This window comes from uncultured Stenotrophomonas sp., assembly GCF_913778665.1.
In the GTDB taxonomy this organism is placed as follows: Bacteria; Pseudomonadota; Gammaproteobacteria; order Xanthomonadales; family Xanthomonadaceae; genus Stenotrophomonas.
The window spans coordinates 365,535-389,618 of the sequence record NZ_CAJYVQ010000002.1; the positions used below are offsets into that span (position 1 = coordinate 365,535).

Below are 24,084 nucleotides of genomic sequence, written 5' to 3' on the forward strand. Positions count from 1 at the left end.
CGCCGCCGGGAGACTGAACTGATGGATGTGCTGCTCGCCAACCCGCGTGGTTTCTGTGCCGGTGTCGATCGTGCGATCGAGATCGTCAAGCGCGCGATCGAAACGCTGGGCGCGCCCATCTACGTCCGCCATGAAGTGGTGCACAACCGCTTCGTGGTCGACGACCTGAAGCAGCGCGGCGCGATCTTCGTCGAGGAACTGGACGAAGTGCCGGACAACAACACGGTGATCTTCAGCGCGCATGGCGTGTCCCAGGCGGTGCGCCAGGAGGCCGAGCGCCGTGGTCTGAAGGTGTTCGACGCCACCTGTCCGCTGGTGACCAAGGTCCACTTCGAAGTGGCCCGCCACTGCCGTGCCGGCCGTGACGTGGTGCTGATCGGCCACGCCGGTCACCCGGAAGTGGAAGGCACCATGGGCCAGTGGAACCGCGAAGCCGGTACCGGCCAGATCTACCTGGTCGAGGATGTCGAGCAGGTCGCCACGCTGCACATCAGCCAGCCGGAAAACTTCGCTTACACCACCCAGACCACGCTGTCGGTGGACGACACGCGCGGCATCATCGATGCGCTGCGCGAGCGCTTCCCGGCGATGCAGGGCCCAAAGAACGACGACATCTGCTACGCCACGCAGAACCGGCAGGATGCCGTGCGCGACCTGGCCAAGCGCTGCGACCTGGTGCTTGTGGTGGGTTCGCCGAACAGCTCCAATTCCAACCGTCTGAGCGAACTGGCCCGCCGCGAAGGTGTGGAGTCGTACCTGATCGACGGCGCACACGAGATCGATCCGCGCTGGGTGGAAGGCAAGCAGCACATCGGCGTGACCGCCGGCGCCTCGGCGCCGCAGGTGCTGGTCGATGGCGTGCTGGCGCGCCTGGCCGAGCTGGGTGCCACCGGCGTGGGCGAGCTGGACGGCGAACCGGAATCGATGGTGTTCGCGCTGCCGAAGGAATTGCGCCTGCGTCTGGTCGACTGACCGGACCTGATTCTGGTGGGTGCGAACCTGGGTTCGCACTGCTTCTGGGTGCATTTCATCCACGCATGGCGTGGATCTACCGCTCACGGCCTTGTTGCCGGGTTTGCCGCTTCTGGTGGGGTTCGCGCGCTCCATGACCTTTGGCCATGGGGCAGTGCACGCGACAGGCCTAGCATCGGAGCATTCTCCGTTGTTGGATGCAGCCCGATGAAGACCCGTGCCCTGGTGATGTCCCTGCTGTTCGCGCTGGCGGCCACGCCTGCAATGGCGCAGACCTCACCACCCGCCAACACCATGGCGACCAGCGTGCTGCGCATCGATGTGGACGCGCGCGACCTGGCCCGGCGTATCTTCAAGGTCACCGCCACCGTCCCGGCCAAGCCCGGTCCGATGACCCTCCTGTACCCGCAGTGGATTCCCGGCAACCATTCGCCGACCGGCCCGATCGACAAACTGGCGGGACTGCGCGTCACCGCCAACGGCAAGCCGCTGGCGTGGCAACGCGACCAGTACAACGTGTATGCGTTCAAGGTGGACGTGCCCGAAGGCGTGAGCGAGATCGTCGCCCACTTCGATTTCCTGTCCTCGCAGGGCGGCAGCCAGGGCCGGGTGGTGATGACCCCGGAGATGCTCAACCTGCAGTGGAACGCCAACTCGCTGTATCCGGCCGGTGTCGATGCGCGCCAGCTGCAGGCGCAGGCCAGCGTGACCCTGCCCAAGGGCTGGTCGTTCGCCACCGCACTGGAAACCGCGCGCCGCGACGGTGACACCGTGGTGTTCAAGCCGATTTCCTATGATCACCTGGTTGATTCGCCCCTGTTCGCCGGCGAACACTACCAGCGCATCGATCTCGATCCGGGCGCGAAGGTGCCGGTGCACCTCAACGTGTTCGCCGACGAGGCCAAGTCGCTGAAGCCGACCGACGCGCAGATCACCATGCATCGCGCGCTGGTCCAGCAGGCTGACAGGCTCTACGGTGCGCGCCACTACAACCGCTACGAGTTCCTGCTGGCGCTGACCGACCGTCTCGGCGGCATCGGCCTGGAGCATCACCGCTCCAGCGAGAACAGCGCAGATCCGGGCTATTTCACCGAGTGGGACAGCAACGCCTGGATGCGTGACCTGTTGCCGCACGAGTACACCCATTCCTGGAACGGCAAGTACCGCCGTGGCGCCGATCTGGCGACCGCCAACTTCAACGTGCCGATGGGCGACAGCCTGTTGTGGGTGTACGAAGGCCAGACCCAGTTCTGGGGTCAGGTGCTGGCGGCGCGCTCGGGGCTGTGGTCGGTCGCGCAGGCGCGCGACATGCTGGCCAATGTAGCGGCGACCTATGACCGTGGGCGGCCCGGCCTGGCGTGGCGCCCGCTGCAGGACACCACCAACGACCCGACCATCGCCCAGCGCCGCACCCTGCCGTACCGCAACTACCAGATGAGCGAGGACTACTACTCCGGTGGCCAGATGCTGTGGCTGGAAGTGGAAGGCAAGCTGCGCGAGCTGAGCGGCAACCGCCGCAGCCTGGATGACTTCGCGCGCGCGTTCTTCGGCGTCGGCAACGGCGACTGGGACGTCAACCCGTACACCTTCGACGACGTGGTGGCGACGTTGAACGGTATCGCGCCGTATGACTGGGCGACCTTCCTGCGCGGCCGCCTGGATGGGCATGGTTCGCTGACCGGCGGCCTGGCGCTGGCCGGCTGGAAGCTGGCCTACCGCGATACCCCGAACGATGCCTACAAGGCGCAGGAGAAGCGCGCCAAGGCGGCATTGCTGGCCTACTCGCTGGGCGCGACGGTGCTCGACAGCGGCACGGTCGGTGATGTGATCTGGGACAGCCCGGCGTTCAACGCTGGGCTGGCGCCGGGCATGAAGGTGATCGCCGTCGGTGGCCGCGAGTACAGCAGCCAGCGGCTGAAGGACGCGGTCGCCGGCGCGGCGAAGGACAAGGCGCCGATCGTGCTGCTGGTGAAGCAGTTCGACCGCATCGAGACGATGAACATCGATTACCACGGTGGCCTGCAGTACCCGGTGCTGGAGCGCATTGCCGGCAAGCCCGACCGCTTGGCGGACCTGTGGAAAGCGCGATGAAACCGCGCGTGCGCGACGGCGTGGTCCTGCTGATGGCGGTCCTCGCCATCGTCGGCGCGTTCCTGGAGGGCGACGGGCGCTGGCTGCACTGGCTGGCCAAGCCCGCGACCACACTGCTGATCGTCGCCATCGCCTGGCAGGTGCGTAATCCCGCGCGGCCGTTCTACCGGCGCGCGGTGCTGGCCGGCATGCTGCTGTCGTGCGTGGGCGATATCGCGCTGATGCTGCCGGTCGACGCGTTCGTGCCCGGGCTGGTCGCTTTCCTGCTGGCACACCTTTGCTACATCGTCGCCTTCCGCGACGGTCTGCGCGGGGGCCGTGGACTGCTCGCCGCCGTCGTGCTGCTGAGCGCATTCGCCGTGCTCAACGTGACGGGCCTGTGGCCGCACCTGCCGGTGCCGATGCGTATTCCTGTGCTGGCGTATGTGGTCGTGCTGGCATCGATGGCGGTACTGGCACTTGCACGCGCATGGGTGCGTCCTCGGGCGGCCGCGCCGGAACCGTGCAGTGCACGCTGGGCGGCGACCGGTGCCGTGCTGTTCGTCGCCAGCGATTCGCTGCTGGCCTGTGCCGTGCTGTTCGTCGCCAGCGATTCGCTGCTGGCCTGGGACCGATTCGCCGGTGGCCTGCCGCTGGCCAGCCTGCTGGTGCTGTCCACCTACTACGCCGCACAGTACGCTATCGCCCGCTCGGTGAAATAGCAAAGAAGGTGCTTCGCTCAGCGGAACTGCAGGGTGAGCAGGTAGTAGCGGCCGAGGGGATCGTCCAGGCCGGGCATCTGGCCGCCATTGCCGTCCAGGTAGTTCACCGGTTGTGCGTCCAGCACGTTGTGCACGTCCAGCGCGGCAACGATGCGCGGGCCCAGCCGGCGGGCCAGATGCAGATTCCAGCGCAGCTGTCGCGGATTCATGCAGTGGTTCTGATCAACTTGTGCCTGCGGACACTCGGCGCCCGGCAGCCATGCGCGCGTGCGGCCGACCTGGTTGCCGCGCAGGGCAATGTCCCAGTTGCTGTTCTGCCACTGCACGTTCAACACCGCCGCCATGCTGGGTGTCACATGCCCGCGCAGGTCGATGGCCGGCTCATGGTCACGCTGGCGGCGCAGTTCCTGCTGCTTCAGCGCGTCCAGTGAGAACAGCCACTGGCCGGTGTTGCCGCTGTCGATGCGGTACTCGCCGCGCAGCACCCAGTTGCGGGAGGTGGTGCGGCCGATGTTGTCGAACGACAGACGCACGCTGCTCAGGTTGCCCTCTTCATCCAGCTGCCAGGTGGTGCGGTTCCACACCGCATCGGCCGGCTGCAGCGCAAGGATCTCGTTGCGCAGCTCGACGATGTTGTGGGTCAGCGACAGCGAGAAGGCGTCGTTGGGCGACCAGGTTGCCGCCAGCGAATGGCTGCGCGAGCGCTCGGCCTTCAGTGCCGTGTTCTCCTCCACGTCGGCAGTCACCACGCAGCGGCCGTCGGCGGTGCCCTGCGCGCACGGCGGCAGCATGCTGGAGGCGGGCAGGGTCACGCTGCCGAACTGGCCGGGCGGCCGACGCTGCTCGAACAGGCTGGGTGCGCGGTAACCGCGGCCGCTGGCCAGCAGGAACGACCAGTACGGTGTGGGTGTCCAGCGCAGCCCGGCGCGTGGCGAGAAGGCCGTGTAGCCGCCGTCGTGGTCGCCGCGTGCGGCCAGGTCCATGCGCAGCGCCGGCGTGAGCGGCAGCCCCAGCTCGGCGTAGGCGCCACCGCTCTGCCGCGACAGGCGCCGTTGCTGCTGCGGCAGCCCCAGTGCGAGGTCGCCCTGGCTCAGCAGCGCGTCCGGGTGCGAGGTCCAGCGCTCGTGGCGCAGATCGATGCCGGTGGCCAGTTGCGCAGCGCCGCCCGGCAGCGCCATGAGTTCGCGCTGCAGGCCCCACCACCCCTGCCACTGTTCGGTGACGCCACGGTTGCGGATGGAGGGGAACAAGGACGTTGCTTCCTCGGCCGGCAGGGTGTTGAACCCCGGCAGGAACCGCAGCGATTGCGCGGCCTCGATCAGCGGCGTGGCGCGCACGGTACCTGATGTGGACAGGCTGACGTCGCTGCGCTGTGCGCTGAGGCCGGCATCCCAGCTGCGCCGGCCCTGGTCGCGGCCGATGCCGACGGTGAAATCGGCATCGGTCGCGCGCACGCGTGGCCGCACGTTGCCGGCTTCGCGCAGGACGCTGTTGAAGGTGTAGCCGTACAGGCCGAGCGCAACGGCAGTCGGTCCCAGGTCGAAGCGCTGCCGGTTGTGGCTGGCACGGGCTTCGGCATACACGTAGCGTCCTTCGCCGCGCTCGTGCCGATAGCGCAGGTAGGCCGAGGCGGTGTCGGAGGCGGGTTGCAGTGAGCGTGGGCGCGAGCTGTCGAACCAGCAGGCGCCATTGCGTCGCTTCAGCGGGCCTTCGCAGCGCGAGGCAGGCCAGTAGCGATCATCGCGGAAAGCACCGATCAGGTACTGCGACGTTTCCGCATGCCAGTCGCGCTGGTCGCCGGCCAGATGCTCGATGCGATGCAGGTCGAGGCCGGCGAACCAGCGGTCGCCGCCCTCGCGCAGGCCACCGCTGGCCGCCTGCACGCGGTATTGCGCGGCGTCGCCGCGGCTGCTCAGGCCGGTCTGCAACGTGGCTTCGGGACCGTCGGCCTGGTCGCGCAGGATGATGTTGACCACGCCGGACATCGCGTCGGCGCCATAGATGGCCGAGGCGCCGCCGCGGACCAGTTCGATGCGTTCGACGAAGCTGAGAGGAATGCCACCCAGATCGGTGAGGCCGCCCTGTTCCAGCGACACCATCGGATAGCGTGGCAGGCGACGTCCATTGACCAGGAACAGCGTGGCGCGCGGTCCCATGCCATCGAGGCTGGTGGTGGCCGCGGCACCGACCGGCAGGTACTGCGAATCGCCGCTGCGGGCGCTGCTCATCGCCGGCAGTCCGTTCATGCCGGGCAGGTGCCGCAGCAGGTCGAACAGGCTGCCGTAGCCGCTGCGAAGGATGTCGGCGCGATCGATCGTGGTCACCGGCAGGGTGGTCTGCACCGAGGTGCGTGGCAGGCGGCTGCCGGTGACATGGATCGGCGCCAGGTCCACCTGCGGCAGTCGCGCGGGTGCGGCGCGGGGGCGTGCCGGTACCGTTGCCGGCAGCGGCGGTGCAGGGGGGGCTGCGACGCGCACGCGACGGACGACGAAGCCGCCGGATGGCGTGCGCAGGACGGTGACCGGCATGCCGGCCACCAGCTGCTTCAATGCAGCGGCGGGATCGGCCTGTCCGTGCACGCCGCCGGTGTCCAGCCCGGCCAGTTCGCGGGCATCGAACACCAGCGCGATGCCACTCTGCCGTGCCCACTGTTGCAGCGCGGTCGGCAGCGGCCCGGGATTGATGTGGTAGTTGCTGGCGACGCCGTCTTCAGCGGCAGCGGTGGCTGGCCACATCGTCAGTGGCAATACCAGGCACAGCAGGAGTCGGAGCAGCCCCCACTGCAGCGCGCCCGGTCCTGCCATCACCGCAGGCCTCCTCAATACGTGCGGCGCAGTTCCAGCGCGCCATCCGGGCGCGTCTGGCCAGCGACAGACCAACCCAGTTCCAGCGCGGACAGCAATTCCTGTGCGTCGCCTGCGCGGAACGTTCCGCTGACCGCCAGGTTGGCGATCTCCGGATCGATGATCACCAGCGGTGCATGGCCATAGCGGTTCATGCGTTCGACCACGATCGACAGCGGCGTGGCATCGAACACCAGCTTCCCGTGCAGCCAGGCCTCGGCCGCGACGGTGGACGAGAGCGCCGGGCCGGGCTGGATACGTCCGGACGGCAGCACCTGCAGTTGCTGGCCTGGTGCGAGCGTGTGCTGGGTGGCGCCGTTGCTGACTTCCACTGCACCTTCCAGCAGCGAGACTTCGACCAGGCCGTCGTGCAGGCGCTCGACCTGGAAGGTCGTGCCGATATCACGGATCGTGCTGGTGCCAGCCTTCAGCTGCAGCGCCTTGCTCGACGGTGCAACCTGCAGCTGCAGGCGCCCGCGCTCAAGGTCCAGTTCCCGGTGGCGCCAGCCGAACCGCGCATGCAGCGTAGTGCCGGCATCGAGCGTTGCCACGCTGCCATCGGCCAGGGTCAGTTGCTGCGGCTGGTGGCTGTCGTTGGCGTAGCGTTGCGGGGTGGGATTGCCATCCATAGCGACCATCCAGCCCACGCCGATGGACAGGCAGATACCGGCTGCAGCAGCCACTGCGGGCAGCCAGCGGCGCCGCGCCGGCCGCGCAGCGCGTGCCGCCGCCGTGCGCAGCCAGGGGTCTGCGGCCAGACCCTGGCCCTGCTGGAACAGGTTCTCCGCCTGCACCCAGGCTTTGACATGGGCAGGATCCTCGGCAAGCCAGTCTTCGAACGACTCGCGTTCTTCTGGCGTGCAATCCGGTGCTTCAAGACGTGCCACCCACAGGCTGGCGCGTTCGAACAGCGGGGCGTCTTCCGTGTGCCGTTGGCTGTTCATTCCGTATCCCTGTCGTTGTGCAGTGGTTCCGGTCCCAACTCCTGGCGCAGGCCCTGCAGGGCACGGGCGATATGTTTTTCCACGGTCTTGGCAGTAATTCCACAGTGCCGCGCGATCTGTGCATAGCTCATGCCGGTGATCCGGTTGAGCAGGTACACCTCGCGCGCGCGCTCGGGCAGTTTGAACAGGGCCTGCCGCAGCAGGGTCAGCATCTGCCCGGACTCGGCCTGGCGCAATGGATCCGGCGACGGGCTGGCAGGCTCGTCGCGGCCGTCGTGCTCGGCCAGAGGCAAATGCGGTCGGGACTGCGGCGAACGGCCGCGATCCGCCAGGCGGTTGCGGGCGATACGATACAGCAGCAGGCGCAGCTCGTCGGTGCCGTGCGCGCGATAGCGGATCAGTCGCTCCATGCAGTCCTGCGCGATGTCCTCGGCATCCTCCGGCCCGACCCCCCGCGTGCGCAGGAACGCGCACAGCGGCGCACGTTCTTCGCGCACGAACGCGATGAACGCGTCCGCAGGCACGGACGGCTCCGGCGCGCGATGGATCAGGGGGGACGGGGCGGACAGGGCTGGCCTCGGCTGACATTGGCGGTTGCGTCATCGAGTTTTACGCGACGATGACCCGATGGGGAAGAGTGTGCGTCGGCGTCACATCCATTGTGAATTTGTTCATTTTTCGTGCAGCGGGGCACTGGGGGTGATCACGTCGTTCCAACGTTTGGCTTTTCACCCGCGTGTTGCGGGTGGAGAGAGAGAACGTATGAAGCATTCGAAGTTGAGCCTGGCCCTGGCCGGGCTGATCGGCATGGGCACCATTGCTGCAGCTGATGACGTCATGGCAATGAATTATCACGTGCAGGGAGATCGCATCTTCCTCAGCGGCGGGGTGACCTACGCCGACGTGGTATCGCTGCCGGCGTTGCTGGCCAAGGCGCAGGCCGAGGGCCGGCCGATCCGTGAGGTGGTGCTGCGCACGTCCAATGGTGGTGCGTTGATCGCCGGCGAGTGGCTGCAGGGCATCATCCGCACCTCCGGACTGAACACCATCGTGTCCGGCAATTGCATTTCGTCCTGCTCGATCATGCAGTCCGGTGGCGTCGAGCGCTATCTGGCCGGCGACCTGCCGATCATCGATTCGGTTCAGATCCACGCGGCCAGCAGTGGCGGCAAGGTGATCTACACGCCGTCGCCGCGCATGACCCAGATCTATACCGGCAACTACGGCGGTGGCATGGATGCCGGCCTGCTGCACAAGGCCATGTACGAAGTGGTGCAGCCGAACGGCCTGCTGGTGTTCCGCGATCCGGCGCGTACCACTGGCGCCTCGGTCACCTTCGATCCGGACGGCAGCGGCAGCAAGCTGGAGTCGTTCCCGGGCCAGGACATATACAGCAACCGCATCATCACCGCGAAGGGCTACCGCGATCCGGGCGACACGTTGAACGTCACCGCCAACGTGAGCGGTGACATCAACCCGGGCTATCTGCGTACCGGCCGCCAGCTGCAGACCTTCGTCGATGATGATTTCGCGCGCTGGAATACCAACTGGCAGTCCAGCTACATCAATCTGGCGCAGAGCATCTACAACGCCTCCAGCAACGGTCCGCAGGGTATCGGTGCGAACTCGGTGCAGGACTACCAGAACGATCCGATGTACAAGGCCCTGCTGCTGTCCAAGCTGCGCCTGGCTGACCTGGATGTGTCCACGCTGGACAACTCCATGGGTGTGATCCGAGTAACCAACGGCGCCACCTGGCGCACTGCTGCCACCACCGGTGCGGACTTCATGCTGGTCGACAATGGCACCATCGCCCTGGAAGGGGGCGCGTTGCGTGCTTCGGAGGTGCGGGTGATGGGCGCGGGCATGCTGGTCGGCCATGGTGACGTAGCCGGCACCGCGATGGACCTCAGTGCACTGGCCGGCGGCACGCAACCGTCCTGGCGCGAGGATGGCTTCAACCGCCTGCGCGTGTACGGCACGCTGATGCCGCGCGGTGGCGATCTGGTCACCCACGGCTACGTCAACATCATGCCGGGCGGCAAGGTGTTGTTCGACGTGACCGAGAACGGTGGCGCCGCCAGTGGCCGCATCCGCGTGGGCAGCTTCTTCGACAGCAAGCCGACCGACGGCGCGCTGGTGATCTCCAAGGGCGCCTTCCTCGAACTGAACGTGGCGCAGGGATACTACGGCCAGGATTTCCGTCGCGATCTCGTGCAGGGCCCGATCTACCAAGGCGGATTCGAAGAGGCCGTGCGCCTGGGCGATACCGGCTACAGCGCCAGCATCACCGGGGGTGAGGTGTTCCGGCCGCGCCACAACTCGCTGCTGAGCTTCAACGTGAAGCAGACCGCCGATGGCCTGTGGCTGACCGCCAATCCGGGCTTCGACCAGCTGGGGCTGTTCGCCAACGGCAGCTCCGGCGATGGCCTCGGACGTGCGCTGGCGACCGCGTCCGATCGCAAGGACACGGGACTGAAATCGCTGCTCGGCGCGCTGCAGTTCGCCGACCGTGATGTGATCGCGCAGCAGGCCGGTGCCCTGCGTGGTGACGCGCATGCCAGCCTGCGCCTGGCCGACAGCGCGCTGGTGGGCAGCATCGGCAACGTGGTGCAGCAGCACCAGGCCGCGCTGCGCAGCGGTGGCGACGCCGACGGCCTGGCCGCGCAGGCCGCACAGTCGGCGTCGACGCAGCCGGGCATGCGCCATGGCAGCCTGTTCAACCAGCTGGCCATGCACCTGGTCGAGCCGGCGGCGGGTGGCGGTGAAGGCAGCGGTGATGCGGGACGCAGCCATGGCATCTGGGCGCGAGGTTTCGCCAGCCACGGCCGCATCGATGCCGACGGTGGCGTGGCCGGCTTGAGCCATAACATCGGCGGCGTCGTCGTCGGTGCCGATGCCCGCGTTGCCGATGACCGTGTCACCCTGGGCGTCAGCGTGGCAGCGGCAGATATGTCGACCAAGGGCCGCGACGGCTCCGACTTCAGCGGTGACGTGCGCGCGCTGGACGTGGGCGGCTATCTGGACGCGACCTATTCGCGCGGCTATCTGTCGGCGGCGGTGCGCTATACCGACCTGCGTCATGACACCCGGCGCAGCGTCAGCGGTATCGATGGCCTGCAGCAGCCGCTGCGCGCCAAGTACAACAACGATGCGCTCTCGGCGCGGGTCGAGCACGCGTTCTCGTTCACCACCGGCAAGGGCCTGGTGATCCAGCCGTTGTTGCCGGTGGTGGACTACGCGCGTACCTCGGCCACGCGCTTCAATGAAGGGCAGGGCGCGGGTGCACTGGTGGGCCGCAGCGGCAGCCTGGAGAGCATCCGCGTGGGTGCCGGCCTGCAGCTGTTCAGGACCTTCGAAGGCAACAACGGCGAGCGCATCACCCCGCGCGCGCGCGTGGTCTGGCAGAAGGAACTGGGCGATTCGCAGGCCCGCTACAGCACCGGCTTCGCCGCCGCCCCGGACCTGGTGTTCGGCGCCAGCAGCCAGGCGGTGGGTGAGCAGGTGCTGGCCTGGAACCTGGGCGTGACCAGCCGCGCCAGCGAGCGCCTGTCGATCATGGCCGACTACGTGGGCGAGCGCCGCGACGGGCAGATCCAGAACGGCGTGATGCTGGGCCTGGGCTACCGGTTCTAGGTTTCAAGCGGTAAAAGCACCGGCGATGCCTGCATCGCCGGTGCCATCCCCACAGGCGCGTGGCTGCGGTATGGTCGGCAGGGCATTCCACCCAGGTCCTTCCATGCAGATCGCCGTCTTCAGCGCCCGACCCTACGACCGCCGCTTCCTGGACGAAGCCAACCAGCGCGACGCGGTGGGGGAGGGTTATACGTTCGTCTACTTCGATGCCGCGCTGGATGTGCATACCGCAGCACTGGCACAGGACTGTGCGGCCGTCTGCGTGTTCGTCAACGATCGCCTGGATGCAGCGGTGCTGCACGCCCTTCATGCGATGGGCGTGCGGGCCGTGCTGCTGCGCTGTGCGGGTTTCAACAACGTGGATCTCGCCGCCGCGAAAGCGCTGGACCTTTTCGTCGCGCGGGTGCCTGCGTATTCGCCCGAAGCCGTGGCCGAGCATGCACTGGCGCTGGTGATGACCCTCAACCGGCAGACCCACCGCGCCTACAACCGCGTGCGCGAAGGCAACTTCATGCTCGATGGCCTGCTCGGGCGCACCCTGCATGGCCGCACCGTCGGCATCGTAGGTACCGGCAAGATCGGGCTGGCCACCGCGCGCATCTTCAAGGGCATGGGCTGCACGGTGCTGGGGCATGACCCGTATCCGTCGGCCGCCTTCGCAGGTATCGGCGAGATGGTGGCGCTGGATGAACTGCTGGCGCGCGCTGACATCGTCTCGCTGCACTGCCCGCTGACGCCCGATACCCAGCACCTGATCAATGACGCCTCGCTGGCGCGGATGAAGCCGGGCGCGATGCTGGTCAATACCTCGCGCGGCGGATTGGTGGATACCCATGCAGTGATCCGCGGGCTGAAGTCGCGCCGGCTCGGCCACCTGGCCATCGACGTGTACGAGCAGGAAAGCGCGTTGTTCTTCCAGGACCTGTCCGGCGAGATCATCGACGACGAGGCCTTCCAGCGCCTGATGACCTTCCCCAACGTGCTGGTGACCGGCCACCAGGGCTTCTTCACCGTGGAGGCACTGCAGGAGATCTCGGCGATCACGCTGGGCAATCTGGCCGATTTCGCCGCCGGCCGGCCCTGCGCCAACCGGGTCGAGGCGGGCTGATCCGGGTGGATTGACCGCCGGGGCGCTCAGCCCGTAAAATTGCGCGCTCCGCCGGAATAGCTCAGTTGGTAGAGCGGCGCATTCGTAATGCGTAGGTCGTAGGTTCGATTCCTATTTCCGGCACCAGTTGGATGAAAAGCCCCGGCCCTGGTCGGGGCTTTTTGTTTGTGCGGAATTCGGAACCCATTGATTGGTCAGGAGTTCGTCTCCTCCGGTCACTGAGTGCGCATCCTTGCGTAAAGCTGCGGATGGTTCGCGTCCGTACGGAATGTGGAGCTTTGTCTGGTGGACCGGTTTCAATTTCCCTTACGGTCACCTCGATCCACGAGAGTCGGCGACTCTCAGTGCGGCCATGAATGAGTAGAACTAGCGTGCTGGGGGCTTACGCATCCACCGCATGTTGGCAGGGATAGGCTGCGGACCGGCTCGCAGCACAGCAGCGTTGGTGATGTGCTCCGCATAAAGCGTTGCAAGCTCGGGTTGCTCCAAGGCGGAAAGCTCTTCGCGGACGAGGCCAGGCTCGGGTGCCATGAATCCCAACAGCTTTTCCTTGGGGGTCTGCGAGTAGATTTGCAGCATTCGATCGAAGAACTCCATCGGATCGTCTATCCGACCTTGACGCTGCCTGACATCACCAAAGAAGGTCTCTGGGTATCGTTTCCATGCAATGAACTCATCTTCGGAGAGTAGATTCTGATAGATCGCTCTGCTGCCATCCTCCATTTGCAGGGCAAGCGACACCTGACCGTCTTGCTCATGAACGCTAACGTCTTCCAGTAGCCCGATTTGCCCGTCGTCCATTTGATAGCGATGGCCGATGAGAAGTCGAGAGGTGTCTTGTAGGCCCGGAATCTCACCTTCGAAGGTCGAAGGAACTTCGCTATGCTCGACCATCGAAGCAAAAAGTGTCTCTACTTCAGGGAGACGTTCCCGCAGCTGGATCTTCTGGCGAATAGTAGTGGGCTCCCCAGTTCGGTAGTCGGCGGTCTTAAATCCTTCCAAGATGGCGCCGGCGTCGGCGACAGACTCATCCAGATGATGGTGATCAGGGAAGTTGGTAATAAAAATCAGGGCGCTGGGCAGTCCTTCTGCTTGTTTGCTGCCTTCGAAGCGCCGCAGGTGACTTACCGCCGCCGTCCGCCAGTCATAGGGGCTGTCGGGGGCTCGTGCTTTGGCTGGGGTGTTGATGTCGACAAACACCAAACGGTCAATGTCTGTGTCCTTCAATAATGCGTCACCGACCAGCCCGACGAATTTTCCGAAACCTGATTGTGACTTCGCCCCCATGCTCTGGTTACGCATCTTGCATTCTACTGCGAAGCTTCTTCCAGTCTTGGGATAGGTCGCCGTGAACTCGCAGTGACGCGAAGTGCCGTCGGTTTCATCCTCCCAAATCAAATCAAAGCCAGCTCTCAGGAACATTGCCGCGACGCGGACCTCGTACCGAACGCCTACGAACTGGTCCGGGTGCTTTAGACGATGGAAAAGCCGCTCCTTAATTCCGGGGGTGTGAGCCTGACTTGCATTGTGCTCTAGCGTGTAGAGGTCATAGGCTAGGGTGAGATACGCATTGATTGCTCCCGTGAGCGGAATCCGTTTTATGTGATCGCTGACGCATTGGCTGGCCTTAGCCAAGGTCATCAGTCGCGCATGCCAGTTGAAGATAGGATGGCGAACGGCAGCAGGTTTATCCGCTTCGGCTCGAAACCAGTCTTGACCGATAACGTCCATTGCATAGGTATACAAAAAGTCGTGGAACGTCTTCCAGTCGCCCCAGAGCTTACGAGCTCCGACAACGACCAAGCGCATCTCGCTGGAAACCGCAGAAATGATGCCACGTCCCAAGCCTTGCTGGCGCTCAAGCTGGATGCGGTGGATCGCCGCAAACTGTCGCGCCTGCTCGGCGCCGCTGGACAGTAGTTCCTCTTGCGTTGCATTCGGGCCACCATGGCATCGCTTGAACTTCTTGTTGCTGCCGCATGGACATGGTTGATTTCTCCCGACTCTGCTGTTCATTGACCTAGCACGGATGCACTACGCGATTGGGCCTGTCCACCAAGAGCTTGGTCGGAAGGATGAGTGGATAGTGTCACTGGATAGTTTTGGTTCCAATACATCAGGGGCTGGTTGTCTTTAGGAGGGGTTGATGGTGATTCACTCCAATGCCTGTACTTTTTTCCATGCTTTTTGGCCAATGATTCGGAGCGCATCAAATGCCTCAGACTTAAGTTTGGAGCAATGAGGGACATCGCGTTTGACGGGGCCGTGCTCCGTCTTTGAGAACTGGTCATTCATGTATTTCAGCCAATTGTTAATGCTTTCCGCTAGCTCGCGCTGCCCATCTTTCTCAGTATCTAGTATGAGGAGTATGGCGTTGCCATCTGCTGCGACCTGCTTGGACATATCGTCAAGTGACTGCTGAACTGACGCTCTGCTTTCATTACTATGAGGACGTGAGAGTAGGTCCAATTGAAGCTCGACGTGAGTAAAGAATGAGGCGATTTTAGAGCGCAGATCCTGGAGCCAGCGGAGGCGCTCCGCAGTGACGAGAGTGGCTTGAAGTTTGGCGCGCTCGATTTCCCCCTGACTCTTCGCGCTCCTTGACATACCGATGAAACCCGCCCATGCGGACACCAGTGCACCCAGAAGCGCCGCGACTGCTGTTACGACTGCTACCCAAACGCCAGAGGCGCCCTTGGTGTTTTCGGCGATCTGCCTCAGTAGTTCCAACTCACTCTGGTTTCGACCGACGGTTGGAGCTGCGGATATGGTTGCAATCACTGCATGACTTGATGCCACTGAATTGGTGCCAATGCCTCCGTGAAGCGTGATTGCAAAATATGTCAGAGTAAGTATTCCGAGAATAAATGTAATGGCAAGCGACCAAAATGAAACGTCCAATATTCTTTCAAGTACTTGCGCTGACAGGGTTGTAGGCGCCCCGGCGGAATTTTTGATCCATTTGGCAGAGATGTACTGGAAAGTCAAGGTGATGAACGTGGAGGCGAGAAGTAGGCTCCAAGCCAAGTAAGCTGGCCACGTAAGATAGCTAGTCAAGGGTAGTCCGTTATCCGCGCGGTAGATCTCGCGCAGGAAAACTAAAGGGAGTACCAGTGCGGCTGTCGATAGCCCAGCGATCGAAGTGGCAACTCTCTGATACTGCGCATTGACTGTGTGCTTCCATTCTGTAGACATTTCGTAGCCTCGTTTGTCCTGGTGTGCTGGGTTATATAGGGGAGGGATTGTTAGCTGCATTGTTTGATCATGCTGAAGAAGTGCAAGTCAACAAGACAATCTTGCCCATTGTGTTCTTATCGGGTTACGTTTGGATAGATAAATCCTGCTAGTCGAGGTCTGTCATACGGGTTCGGGTACTCTTCAGTACTAGTGGATCCGACGCGAGGGCAACGAATGGTCGATCTTCCATGGCGGACGATCCGCATCCAGACATCCCCTCGCATCCTGTCCTAAGTTGGCTCTATCGCCACTTATGGACAATCCGTCTGATGTCATTAGCGCTCACCAAGCGCATCGTTCCCACAGCTGAGCCCCGAGAGCGCCCCTATGAGCTCAGGGACGCTCAGGTTCGCGGCCTGATCCTGCGTGTGCAGCCTTCAGGGCATAAGGCTTGGATCGTGACCTGGGCGCACGGTAAGCGCCGTACATTGGGTTCGGTCGAGCACCTGACGCTTGACCAAGCCCGAGATCAAGCCCGGCAGGCGGTAGCTGAATATGTTCATTCTGGTCTGCCTGCCCTCGCGAAGTCCAAGCCTACGAGTTGCACACTCGAGACGCTCCTCAACGATCACTTCGAACCTTGGGCTGTGGCTGAGCTCAAGGGTGGTCGTCAGTACCCGGACCGCATCCGATCGGTGTTCCCGTGGCTGTTACGCCGTCAGATCGTAGAAATAGACGTGCCCACCATGGAGCGATGGTGGCGCGGGCGCGTCATTGGCCCTGACGCCGTCACCAAGGCTACTGCAGCGCGCGACTTTGCTTGCCTGCGGTCTGCCTTGTCGCGGGCCGTTGAGTGGAAGCTGATCGAGACTAACCCCCTCATGGGCATGCGCCGGCGATCAGCGGCGAGCCGTAAGGTCGTCCGGTTCCTGTCCCCTGACGAAGAAGCGATGCTCCGGGCCGCGTTGGTAGCGCGATCTAGCCGTCAAGGAACGACACGAACGTCACGGCGCAGCCAACCGCCTGCCGCTCTTTGCACGCTCAATCGGGAGATTGTAGGAGATTCCCCGGCACGGCTCGCTGTCCCAGATTGCTTCATGCAACTATTGGTAAGCGGAGAACGTCACGGGTCTCAAAAGTCTCCGGGTCATTTGCGGCGCTGCATGTCGTCACCGTCTAAGCATTAGCGCGCTCGCGTCTTCTCGTGTCACTTCCGCCATCTATCGCGTATGCAACAATTCGTGCCGCACCTTCGATGCATCCGAGCCTTTCGGATTTTTCTCATTGAATCGAACGTGCGGGCGTAAACAACATGGCGCGCCACCGAAAGCGGGTGGCCGGGCGTGCAAACCCGAGACAGATGTTACTTACGCTTGCCAGCCGGCGCCGTCCTGAAACGGTGCCGGCTGGCAATCCGTCGGCCTTTATGGCGGGCGGTGCGTGGGGATCTTCGGATCCGCCGGTCAATGGTAACTATCTGCCCCGGTTTGCAACCCGCACCGTCCGCCACCCGCTTTCGCGCGATGGCGCTGTTAAGTACAGCCACGGAAGCCGACGCCATGACCACTCGCAAGAATCCGCCGTTCTCCGTCGATGAACCCATCAACGACAGCAACAATCCCTCCGATGAGTTCAGCACCTTCCAGGGCTGCCTGAAGCGCATCCGCGATGGCGAAGGTTCCGATGGGATGCTGTGGCCGGAAGAGAATCTGTCTGACGGCCGTCGTCAGTCCTTGGCCAGGATCGACCGCGCAGCCGTCGGCATGCTGACGGCGGTGGAAATGCTGCATGCGGCGAGTCGCTGCGAATCCGTGGCGACGCCCGACCGCCATATGGATGAGGGCGTCGTTGAGGGGCTGTTCTTCGCATGCCGCGAACTGGCTGAACTGGTGTGCAGGGAAGTCCGGCCGTCCTGACCTGCCGCGCTTGCGCAACCGCTCACGCCATCCCGCAGTGAATGGCTGTTGCTGAACGCGTTCAGCAGACTTTGCCGGTCCGGTGGCTTTGGCGCGACCAAGCCCGATGCTACGCTGCGTGCCCGCGCTGCCGGACACCCCGCACAGGCGCGGTGCGACAACGTGTCGCAGCCAGAATCGGGCCTTTCCTGCGCTCGATCAATGTCAATGCCTTTCTTAAATGGTGGGTGACGGCCTAAAATTGAAAGGCTGACTCGACCCCACCTCCCTACCTGTCTTCCGGACCGGTGGGACCGGCTTTGGCTGGAACAGGCAGGACGGGGAACGGCATTCCCTCGCAATTGGATCGACCGATGATTCCGTTGAAAACCCTTGGGCGCTGGTTGCGCCCGGGCCTGCTGCTGTCGTTGCTGGTGATGCTCACCGGCTGCGATGCCGTGGCCATCCTCAGTCCGAAGGGCCAGATCGGCCAGGATGAGAAGACCCTGCTGATCACGGCCACCGTGCTCATGCTGCTGGTCGTCATCCCGGTCATCATCATGACCCTGACCTTCGCGTGGAAGTATCGCGCCTCCAACACCAAGGCCCGTTACGAGCCGAAGTGGTCCCACTCGACGGCGATCGAGGTGGTGGTGTGGTCCATTCCCTGCATGATCGTGCTGGTGCTGGCGGTCCTGACCTGGCGTTCGTCGCACGCGCTGGACCCCTACAAGCCGCTGGAATCGGACGTCAAGCCGGTCACCATCGAGGCGATCTCGCTGGACTGGAAGTGGCTGTTCATCTATCCGGAAGAGAAGGTGGCGGTCGTCAACGAAATCAAGTTCCCGGTCAACACGCCGCTGAACTTCAAGATCACGTCCGACACGGTGATGAATGCCTTCTTCATCCCGCACCTGGGCAGCATGATCTACTCGATGGCCGCGATGGAGACCAAGCTCCATCTGATCGCCAACGAGACCGGTGAATTCCCGGGCATGTCCTCGCACTACAGCGGCGCGGGCTTCGCCAAGATGCACTTCACCGCCTACTCGGTCACCGATGCCGAATACCGCCAGTGGCTGGACCAGGTCCGCGCCGGCGAGCAGACCCTGGACAAGGCTTCGTTCAAGGCCCTGGGTGAGGCGCGCAACGCCGAGTGGTACCCGGTCACCTACTTCGGCAAGACCGAAGAGGGCCTGTTCAACTGGGTCATCGCCAAGCACATGGGCGACAACAAGCACTACGGCATGAAGCACGAACATGCCGGTGCCGCCGCTGCCGATGCCGCCAGCCATGAAGCGCACGAGGGCCACGCCCCCAGTGACGCGCATGATTCCAAGGAATCGGGTGAAAACCTGGATGCCACCGAACACGAACACGCTGGCCACGCTGGCCACGCGGGTTCGGGAGAATGAACATGTTGGGAAAACTCTCTCTTGAGTCGATCCCCCACGATCCGATCGTGCTGACCACCCTGGTCGGCGCGGTGCTGGGTGGCCTGGGCGTCATGGCCCTGATCACCAAGTTCAAGCTGTGGGGCTATCTGTGGAAGGAGTGGTTCACCTCGGTGGACCACAAGAAGATCGGCGTGATGTACCTCATCGTCGCCTTCGTCATGCTGCTGCGCGGCTTCTCCGACGCGATCATGATGCGTACCCAGCAGGCGCTCGCCGTCGGCGGGTCCGAGGGTTACCTGCCGCCGCACCACTACGACCAGATCTTCACCGCCCACGGCGTGATCATGATCTTCTTCGTGGCGATGCCGCTGATCACTGGCCTGATGAACCTGGCCGTGCCGCTGCAGATCGGTGCGCGCGACGTCGCGTTCCCGTTCGTCAACTCGCTCAGCTTCTGGCTGTTCGTGTCCGGTGCGGTGCTGATCATGCTGTCGCTGTGGATCGGTGAGTTCGCTGCCACCGGCTGGCTGGCGTTCCCGCCGTTGTCGGGCATCGAATACAGTCCAAGCGTCGGCATGGACTATTACATCTGGGGTCTACAGGTCGCAGGCCTGGGTACCACGCTGAGCGGTATCAACTTCTTCATCACCATCCTGAAGATGCGTACGCCCAGCATGAAGCTGATGCAGATGCCGGTGTTCACCTGGACTGCCCTGGTGACCAACGTGCTGATCGTCGCTGCCTTCCCGGTGCTGACCATCACCCTGGTGCTGCTGACCCTGGACCGTTACCTGGGTACGCACTTCTTCACCAATGACGGTGGCGGCAACGCCATGCTGTACATCAACCTGATCTGGATCTGGGGTCACCCGGAGGTGTACATCCTGGTCCTGCCGGCGTTCGGTGTGTTCTCCGAAGTCATCGCGACCTTCTCGCGCAAGGCGCTGTTCGGCTACAAGGGCATGGTCTACGCCACCGCCTGCATCGGCGTGCTGTCGTTCATCGTGTGGCTGCACCACTTCTTCACCATGGGCTCGGGTGCCAACGTCAATGCCTTCTTCGGCATCACGACGATGATCATCTCGATCCCGACCGGCGTGAAGATCTTCAACTGGCTGTTCACCATGTTCCGCGGCCGCGTGCACTTCACCACTCCGGTGCTGTGGACCATCGGCTTCATGGTCACCTTCGTCATCGGCGGCATGACCGGCGTGATGCTGGCGATCCCGGCCATCGACTTCGTGCTGCACAACAGCCTGTTCCTGATCGCCCACTTCCACAACGTCATCATCGGCGGCGTGGTGTTCGGCATGTTCGCCGGCATCACCTACTGGTGGCCGAAGATGTTCGGCTTCCGCCTCAATGAGTTCTGGGGCAAGTGCGCGTTCTGGTGCTGGTTCATCGGCTTCTACGTGACCTTCATGCCGATGTACGTGCTGGGCTTCATGGGCATGACCCGTCGCCTGCAGAGCACCGTCAACCCGGCCTACGAGCCGCTGCTGCTGGTGGCTGCCTGCGGTGCCTTCATTGTCGGCGCCGGCATCCTGTGCCAGATCATCCAGGTGGCCGTGTCGATCCGCGACCGCAAGAAGACCGTCGACCTGACCGGCGACCCGTGGGATGCCCGTACGCTGGAGTGGGAAACCTCTTCGCCGCCGGCCTTCTACAACTTCGGCACGCTGCCGGAAGTCACCGAACTGGACGATTTCTGGGAGCGCAAGCAGCGTGGTGAAGCCTGGCCGAAGCCGGCCAAGTACACCGACATCCACATGCCGCGCAACACCGGCACGGGCGTTGTCATCGGTGCCTTCAGCCTGGTGTTCGGCTTCGCGATGATCTGGCACATCTGGTGGCTGGCCATCGTCGGCTTCGTCGGCATGATCGCCACGTTCATCTACCGCACCTTCGACCAGGACGTGGACTACTGGGTCCCGGCCGCCGAGGTGGAACGCATCGAGAACGAACACCGCAAGCACCTGGAAGCCCAGGGCCTGGTGAAGTCGGAGCTGAAGGCATGAGCACCAATACCTCGACCCTGAGCCACGGGCACGCCGCGCATGCGGCGGCCCATGGCCATGACGACCACGAGCACCACGACACCGGCGGCAACACCGTCTTCGGTTTCTGGGTGTACCTGATGAGCGACTGCCTCATCTTCGCCTCGCTGTTCGCCACTTACGTGGTGCTGGCAGGCGGCACCGATGGCGGCCCCGGCGCGAAGGACCTGTTCGAGCTGCCGTTCGTGGCGTGGGAAACCGCGCTGCTGCTGACCTCGTCGCTGACCTTCGGCCTGGGCATGATCGCCATGCACCGCAAGCAGATGGGCCAGATGTACCTGTGGCTGAGCATCACCTGGCTGCTGGGCTTCGGCTTCATGTGCATGGAAGTGTGGGAGTTCCAGCACCTGATCCACCAGGGCTACGGTCCGGACCGCAGTGCCTTCCTGTCGGCGTTCTTTGCCCTGGTCGGTACCCACGGCCTGCACGTCAGCGCCGGTCTGCTGTGGCTGCTGGTGATGTTCGTGCAGCTGAAGAAGTACGGCCTGACCCCGACCAACAAGACCCGCATGGCGTGCCTGAGCCTGTTCTGGCACTTCCTGGACCTGATCTGGATCGGCGTGTTCTCCGTCGTCTACCTCAATGGAGCGCTGTAATGGCACATGACAACCATGCACACGACCACGGCACCGGCGGCGAAAGCCATGGCACCGTGAAGTCGTACCTGATCGGCTTCGTGCTGGCGGTGGTGCTGACCGTCATCCCGTTCTGGATGGTGATGTCGGGTGATTTCTCGCGCACCGTCAACGGTGTGGTCATCGCCATCACTGCGGTGCTGCAGATGCTGGTCCACCTGGTGTTCTTCCTGCACCTGGACCGCTCTTCGGAAAGCCGCTGGAACGTCAACGCTGCGGCCTTCACCGTGGTGGTGATCGGCATCATCGTGATCGGTACCCTGTGGGTCATGCACAACATGAACGTGCACATGATGCACTGACGTCCTCGCGACGTTGCCACGCAGAAAGGCCGCCTTCTGGCGGCCTTTCTGTTTTCCTGCGGACGGGCGGTGCCGGCCGTTGGCCGGCAATTGCGGGAAGCCGGCCAGCGGCCGGCTCTACCGGTAGATCCACGCCATGCATGGATGGGGTCAGAGCCCTTGCCTTGGGCAAGGGATCCGGCCTCAACGCAAACCTCATCCCACCCGGCGCAGGAACTCTCCGGCTTCCATTGGCCGGCCCAGGTGGTAGCCCTGCAGCTGGTCACACCCCAGTTCGCTCAGGTACTCGCGCTGCGCCTGCGTCTCCACGCCTTCGGCCACCACCTGCAGCTGCAGGGTGCGGCCCAAAGCAATGATCGACGACACGATGGCGGCGTCCTCGTCATTGCATTCCAGATCGCGCACGAACGCGCGGTCGATCTTCAGTTCGGTCGCCGGCATCCGCTTCAGGTACAACAGGCTCGAATAGCCGGTGCCGAAATCGTCGATGGCGATGTGCACGCCCATCGCGGTCAGGTCGTTGAGGATCGCGAGGCTGGCATCGACGTCCTTCATCGCCGTGGTCTCGGTGATCTCCAGGGTCAGCCGCGCCGGTTCGATCCGGTGCCGACGCAGCACCTCGCGTACGCTGTGCAGCAGCGCCGGCGAGGCGAACTGCAGCGGCGACAGGTTCACCGCCATTGTCCATTCCGCATGCCCGGCATCGTGCCATGCCCGCAGCTGCGCGCAGGCCTGGTCCAGTACCCAGTCACCGATCGGCAGGATCAGGCCGCTGCGCTCGGCGATGGGAATGAAGACATCCGGTGCCAGCAGCCCCAGCTCCGGATGCTGCCAGCGCAGCAGGGCCTCGGCGCCGGTGGCCGGTGCGTCCGCGGCCGGGAACTTGGGCTGGTAGTGCAGGATCAGCTCGTTGCGGGTGATGGCCTTGCGCAGGTCCTGCAGCAGCCGCAGCTGCCGATTGGCGCTGAGCTGCATCGATGCGGTGAAGAAGGTGTAGCCGTTCCGCCCGGTGTCCTTGGTGTGGTACATCGCCGCATCGGCATGTGCCATCAGCTCGCGCTCGTTGCTGGCGTCATCCGGATACAGGGCGATGCCGAGGCTGGCACTGACCTGCAGTTCGGCTGCGTCCAGCGTGAAAGGCTCGCCGGCAGCGGCGATGATGCGCTCGGCAACGACCACCGCGTCATCCGGGGTGTCGATGGCCAGCACGATCACGAACTCGTCGCCGCCCAGCCGCGCAAAGGTGTCCTGCGGGCGCAGCAGCCCGCCGATGCGCTGGGCCACGGCCACCAGCAGGCGGTCGCCGAACTGGTGGCCGTAGGCGTCGTTGACCGCCTTGAAGCCGTCCAGGTCGCAGAACATCACCGCGACCGCATGATGCCGCCGCCGCGCCTTCTCGATGGCCTGTTCGATACGGTCCTGCAGCAGCATCCGGTTGGGCAGCTGGGTCAGAGGGTCGTGCAGGGCGGCCTGGATCAGCTTGTTGTTGGCCTGCGCCAGCGAGTCAGCCAGCAGGCTGGTGCGCACACGCATCTGCCGGTCGAACAGCGACGCCACCAGCGCGATGCCCAGCGTCGCCACGGTGGTGACGATCACCAGGACCGCCAGCCAGCGCGTATCGATGCCGCCGCTGCCGACCGCGCCACAGATGCTGCCGGCCGGGAAGCGCGCGGCGGCCATGCCGGTGTAATGCATGCCGACGATGGCCAAGCCCATCACCAGCGAGGCGAGGGCGCGCAGCAGCAGCGTGTTGCGCTGCTCGGTGCGCAGGCGGAAGGCGATCCACAGGGCGGCACCGGCGGTACCGATGGCCACCGCAATCGAAGCGGCGAACCAGCCCGGGTGATAGTCGATGCCCGGCTGCATGCGCATCGCCGCCATGCCCAGGTAGTGCATGGTGGCGATGCCCAGCCCCATCAGTACGGCGCCGGCCAGCAGCCGGCGCCAGGGCAGGCTGGGGCGGGACACCAGCCACAGCGCGTAGGCAGAAGCGCCAATCGAGACTGCCAGCGAGTACAGGGTGATGCCGAGGTCGTAGCCGACCGGGATCGGCAGGTCGAAGGCCAGCATGCCGATGAAGTGCATCGACCAGATGCCCAGGCCCATTGCCGCCGCGCCCCCGGCCAGCCACCAGCGGGCCACGCGCCCCTCGGCCGTGGCCAGGCGTCCGGCCATGTCCAGCGCCGTGTACGAAGCAAGAATGGCCACCAGCAGGGAGATGATGACCAGGCTCTGACTGTAACTGCCAGTCATGTTGAATCCAGTGGGGGGGAGGAAGGGGCGCCCGCAAGGCGCACGCCCGCGACCCCTATCGGCGCAGGTGGGC

16 protein-coding genes and 1 tRNA gene are annotated in these 24,084 nt (G+C 64.2%); 11 read left to right on the forward strand and 6 right to left on the reverse strand.

The genetic code is table 11. The features are described from left to right. The first annotated feature begins 21 nt into the window (after window positions 1-21). The 3 genes from ispH (at window position 22) to QZ853_RS02595 (ending at window position 3,764) form a co-directional block, all read left to right on the forward strand. A complete protein-coding gene (gene ispH / locus QZ853_RS02585; protein ID WP_295570494.1) occupies window positions 22-972 on the forward strand; it encodes a 4-hydroxy-3-methylbut-2-enyl diphosphate reductase in 951 nt (316 codons plus the stop codon). A gap of 207 nt (window positions 973-1,179) precedes the next feature. Next, window positions 1,180-3,063, forward strand: a complete 1,884-nt coding sequence (locus tag QZ853_RS02590; protein ID WP_295570496.1) for a peptidase M61 — start codon at window positions 1,180-1,182, stop codon at window positions 3,061-3,063. Further along, window positions 3,060-3,764: a lysoplasmalogenase gene (locus tag QZ853_RS02595; RefSeq protein ID WP_295570498.1), complete on the forward strand. Its 705-nt coding sequence runs from the start codon at window positions 3,060-3,062 to the stop codon at window positions 3,762-3,764. The genes QZ853_RS02590 and QZ853_RS02595 overlap by 4 nt, the downstream gene beginning before the upstream one ends. Before the next feature lie 17 nt (window positions 3,765-3,781). On the opposite strand, the gene QZ853_RS02600 is transcribed toward QZ853_RS02595, so the two are convergent. Genes QZ853_RS02600 through QZ853_RS02610 form a run of 3 tightly spaced genes read right to left on the reverse strand, consistent with a single transcriptional unit; the run spans window position 3,782 to window position 8,075 of the window. Next, complete coding sequence (locus QZ853_RS02600; protein ID WP_295570500.1) at window positions 3,782-6,568, reverse strand: TonB-dependent receptor; 2,787 nt, start codon at window positions 6,566-6,568, stop codon at window positions 3,782-3,784. A gap of 14 nt (window positions 6,569-6,582) precedes the next feature. Further along, window positions 6,583-7,551 (reverse strand): FecR domain-containing protein, encoded by a 969-nt coding sequence (locus QZ853_RS02605; RefSeq protein WP_295570502.1) that lies wholly within the window; start codon window positions 7,549-7,551, stop codon window positions 6,583-6,585. Further along, window positions 7,548-8,075: an RNA polymerase sigma factor gene (locus QZ853_RS02610; RefSeq protein WP_295570504.1), complete on the reverse strand. Its 528-nt coding sequence runs from the start codon at window positions 8,073-8,075 to the stop codon at window positions 7,548-7,550. The genes QZ853_RS02605 and QZ853_RS02610 overlap by 4 nt, the downstream gene beginning before the upstream one ends. A 238-nt stretch (window positions 8,076-8,313) precedes the next feature. Here QZ853_RS02610 and QZ853_RS02615 point away from each other — a divergent pair, with 238 nt between their 5' ends. The 3 genes from QZ853_RS02615 to QZ853_RS02625 all read left to right on the forward strand — a co-directional run bounded on the left by QZ853_RS02615 (window position 8,314) and on the right by QZ853_RS02625 (window position 12,421). Continuing rightward, window positions 8,314-11,187: an autotransporter outer membrane beta-barrel domain-containing protein gene (locus QZ853_RS02615; RefSeq protein WP_295570505.1), complete on the forward strand. Its 2,874-nt coding sequence runs from the start codon at window positions 8,314-8,316 to the stop codon at window positions 11,185-11,187. A gap of 103 nt (window positions 11,188-11,290) precedes the next feature. Continuing rightward, window positions 11,291-12,295: a 2-hydroxyacid dehydrogenase gene (locus tag QZ853_RS02620; RefSeq protein WP_295570507.1), complete on the forward strand. Its 1,005-nt coding sequence runs from the start codon at window positions 11,291-11,293 to the stop codon at window positions 12,293-12,295. A 50-nt stretch (window positions 12,296-12,345) separates the two neighbouring features. Then, window positions 12,346-12,421, forward strand: a tRNA-Thr gene (locus QZ853_RS02625). 240 nt (window positions 12,422-12,661) lie between these two features. Here QZ853_RS02625 and QZ853_RS02630 read toward each other — a convergent pair. Next, on the reverse strand, window positions 12,662-14,311 hold the full coding sequence (locus QZ853_RS02630) for an SEC-C domain-containing protein (RefSeq protein WP_295570509.1): 1,650 nt from the start codon (window positions 14,309-14,311) through the stop codon (window positions 12,662-12,664). Between the two features lie 138 nt (window positions 14,312-14,449). Further along, window positions 14,450-15,490: a hypothetical protein gene (locus QZ853_RS02635; RefSeq protein ID WP_295570511.1), complete on the reverse strand. Its 1,041-nt coding sequence runs from the start codon at window positions 15,488-15,490 to the stop codon at window positions 14,450-14,452. A gap of 1,541 nt (window positions 15,491-17,031) precedes the next feature. Here QZ853_RS02635 and QZ853_RS02640 point away from each other — a divergent pair. From QZ853_RS02640 to cyoD, 5 genes are all read left to right on the forward strand, one after another. After that, window positions 17,032-17,388: a hypothetical protein gene (locus QZ853_RS02640; protein ID WP_295570513.1), complete on the forward strand. Its 357-nt coding sequence runs from the start codon at window positions 17,032-17,034 to the stop codon at window positions 17,386-17,388. A gap of 353 nt (window positions 17,389-17,741) precedes the next feature. Continuing rightward, on the forward strand, window positions 17,742-18,782 hold the full coding sequence (gene cyoA / locus QZ853_RS02645) for a ubiquinol oxidase subunit II (RefSeq protein ID WP_107230228.1): 1,041 nt from the start codon (window positions 17,742-17,744) through the stop codon (window positions 18,780-18,782). A gap of 2 nt (window positions 18,783-18,784) precedes the next feature. Next, complete coding sequence (cyoB, locus tag QZ853_RS02650; protein WP_286071288.1) at window positions 18,785-20,782, forward strand: cytochrome o ubiquinol oxidase subunit I; 1,998 nt, start codon at window positions 18,785-18,787, stop codon at window positions 20,780-20,782. Beyond that, window positions 20,779-21,417 carry a cytochrome o ubiquinol oxidase subunit III gene (cyoC, locus tag QZ853_RS02655; protein WP_295570515.1) on the forward strand — a complete coding sequence of 213 codons (639 nt, stop codon included), beginning with the start codon at window positions 20,779-20,781 and terminating at the stop codon, window positions 21,415-21,417. The genes cyoB and cyoC overlap by 4 nt, the downstream gene beginning before the upstream one ends. Next, window positions 21,417-21,758, forward strand: coding sequence for a cytochrome o ubiquinol oxidase subunit IV (cyoD, locus tag QZ853_RS02660; RefSeq protein WP_125427875.1), 342 nt, complete (start codon window positions 21,417-21,419; stop codon window positions 21,756-21,758). The genes cyoC and cyoD overlap by 1 nt, the downstream gene beginning before the upstream one ends. A gap of 195 nt (window positions 21,759-21,953) precedes the next feature. Here the strand turns inward: cyoD and QZ853_RS02665 are convergent, their stop codons facing one another. Then, window positions 21,954-24,011 carry an EAL domain-containing protein gene (locus tag QZ853_RS02665; protein WP_295570517.1) on the reverse strand — a complete coding sequence of 686 codons (2,058 nt, stop codon included), beginning with the start codon at window positions 24,009-24,011 and terminating at the stop codon, window positions 21,954-21,956. Window positions 24,012-24,084 lie beyond the last annotated feature (73 nt).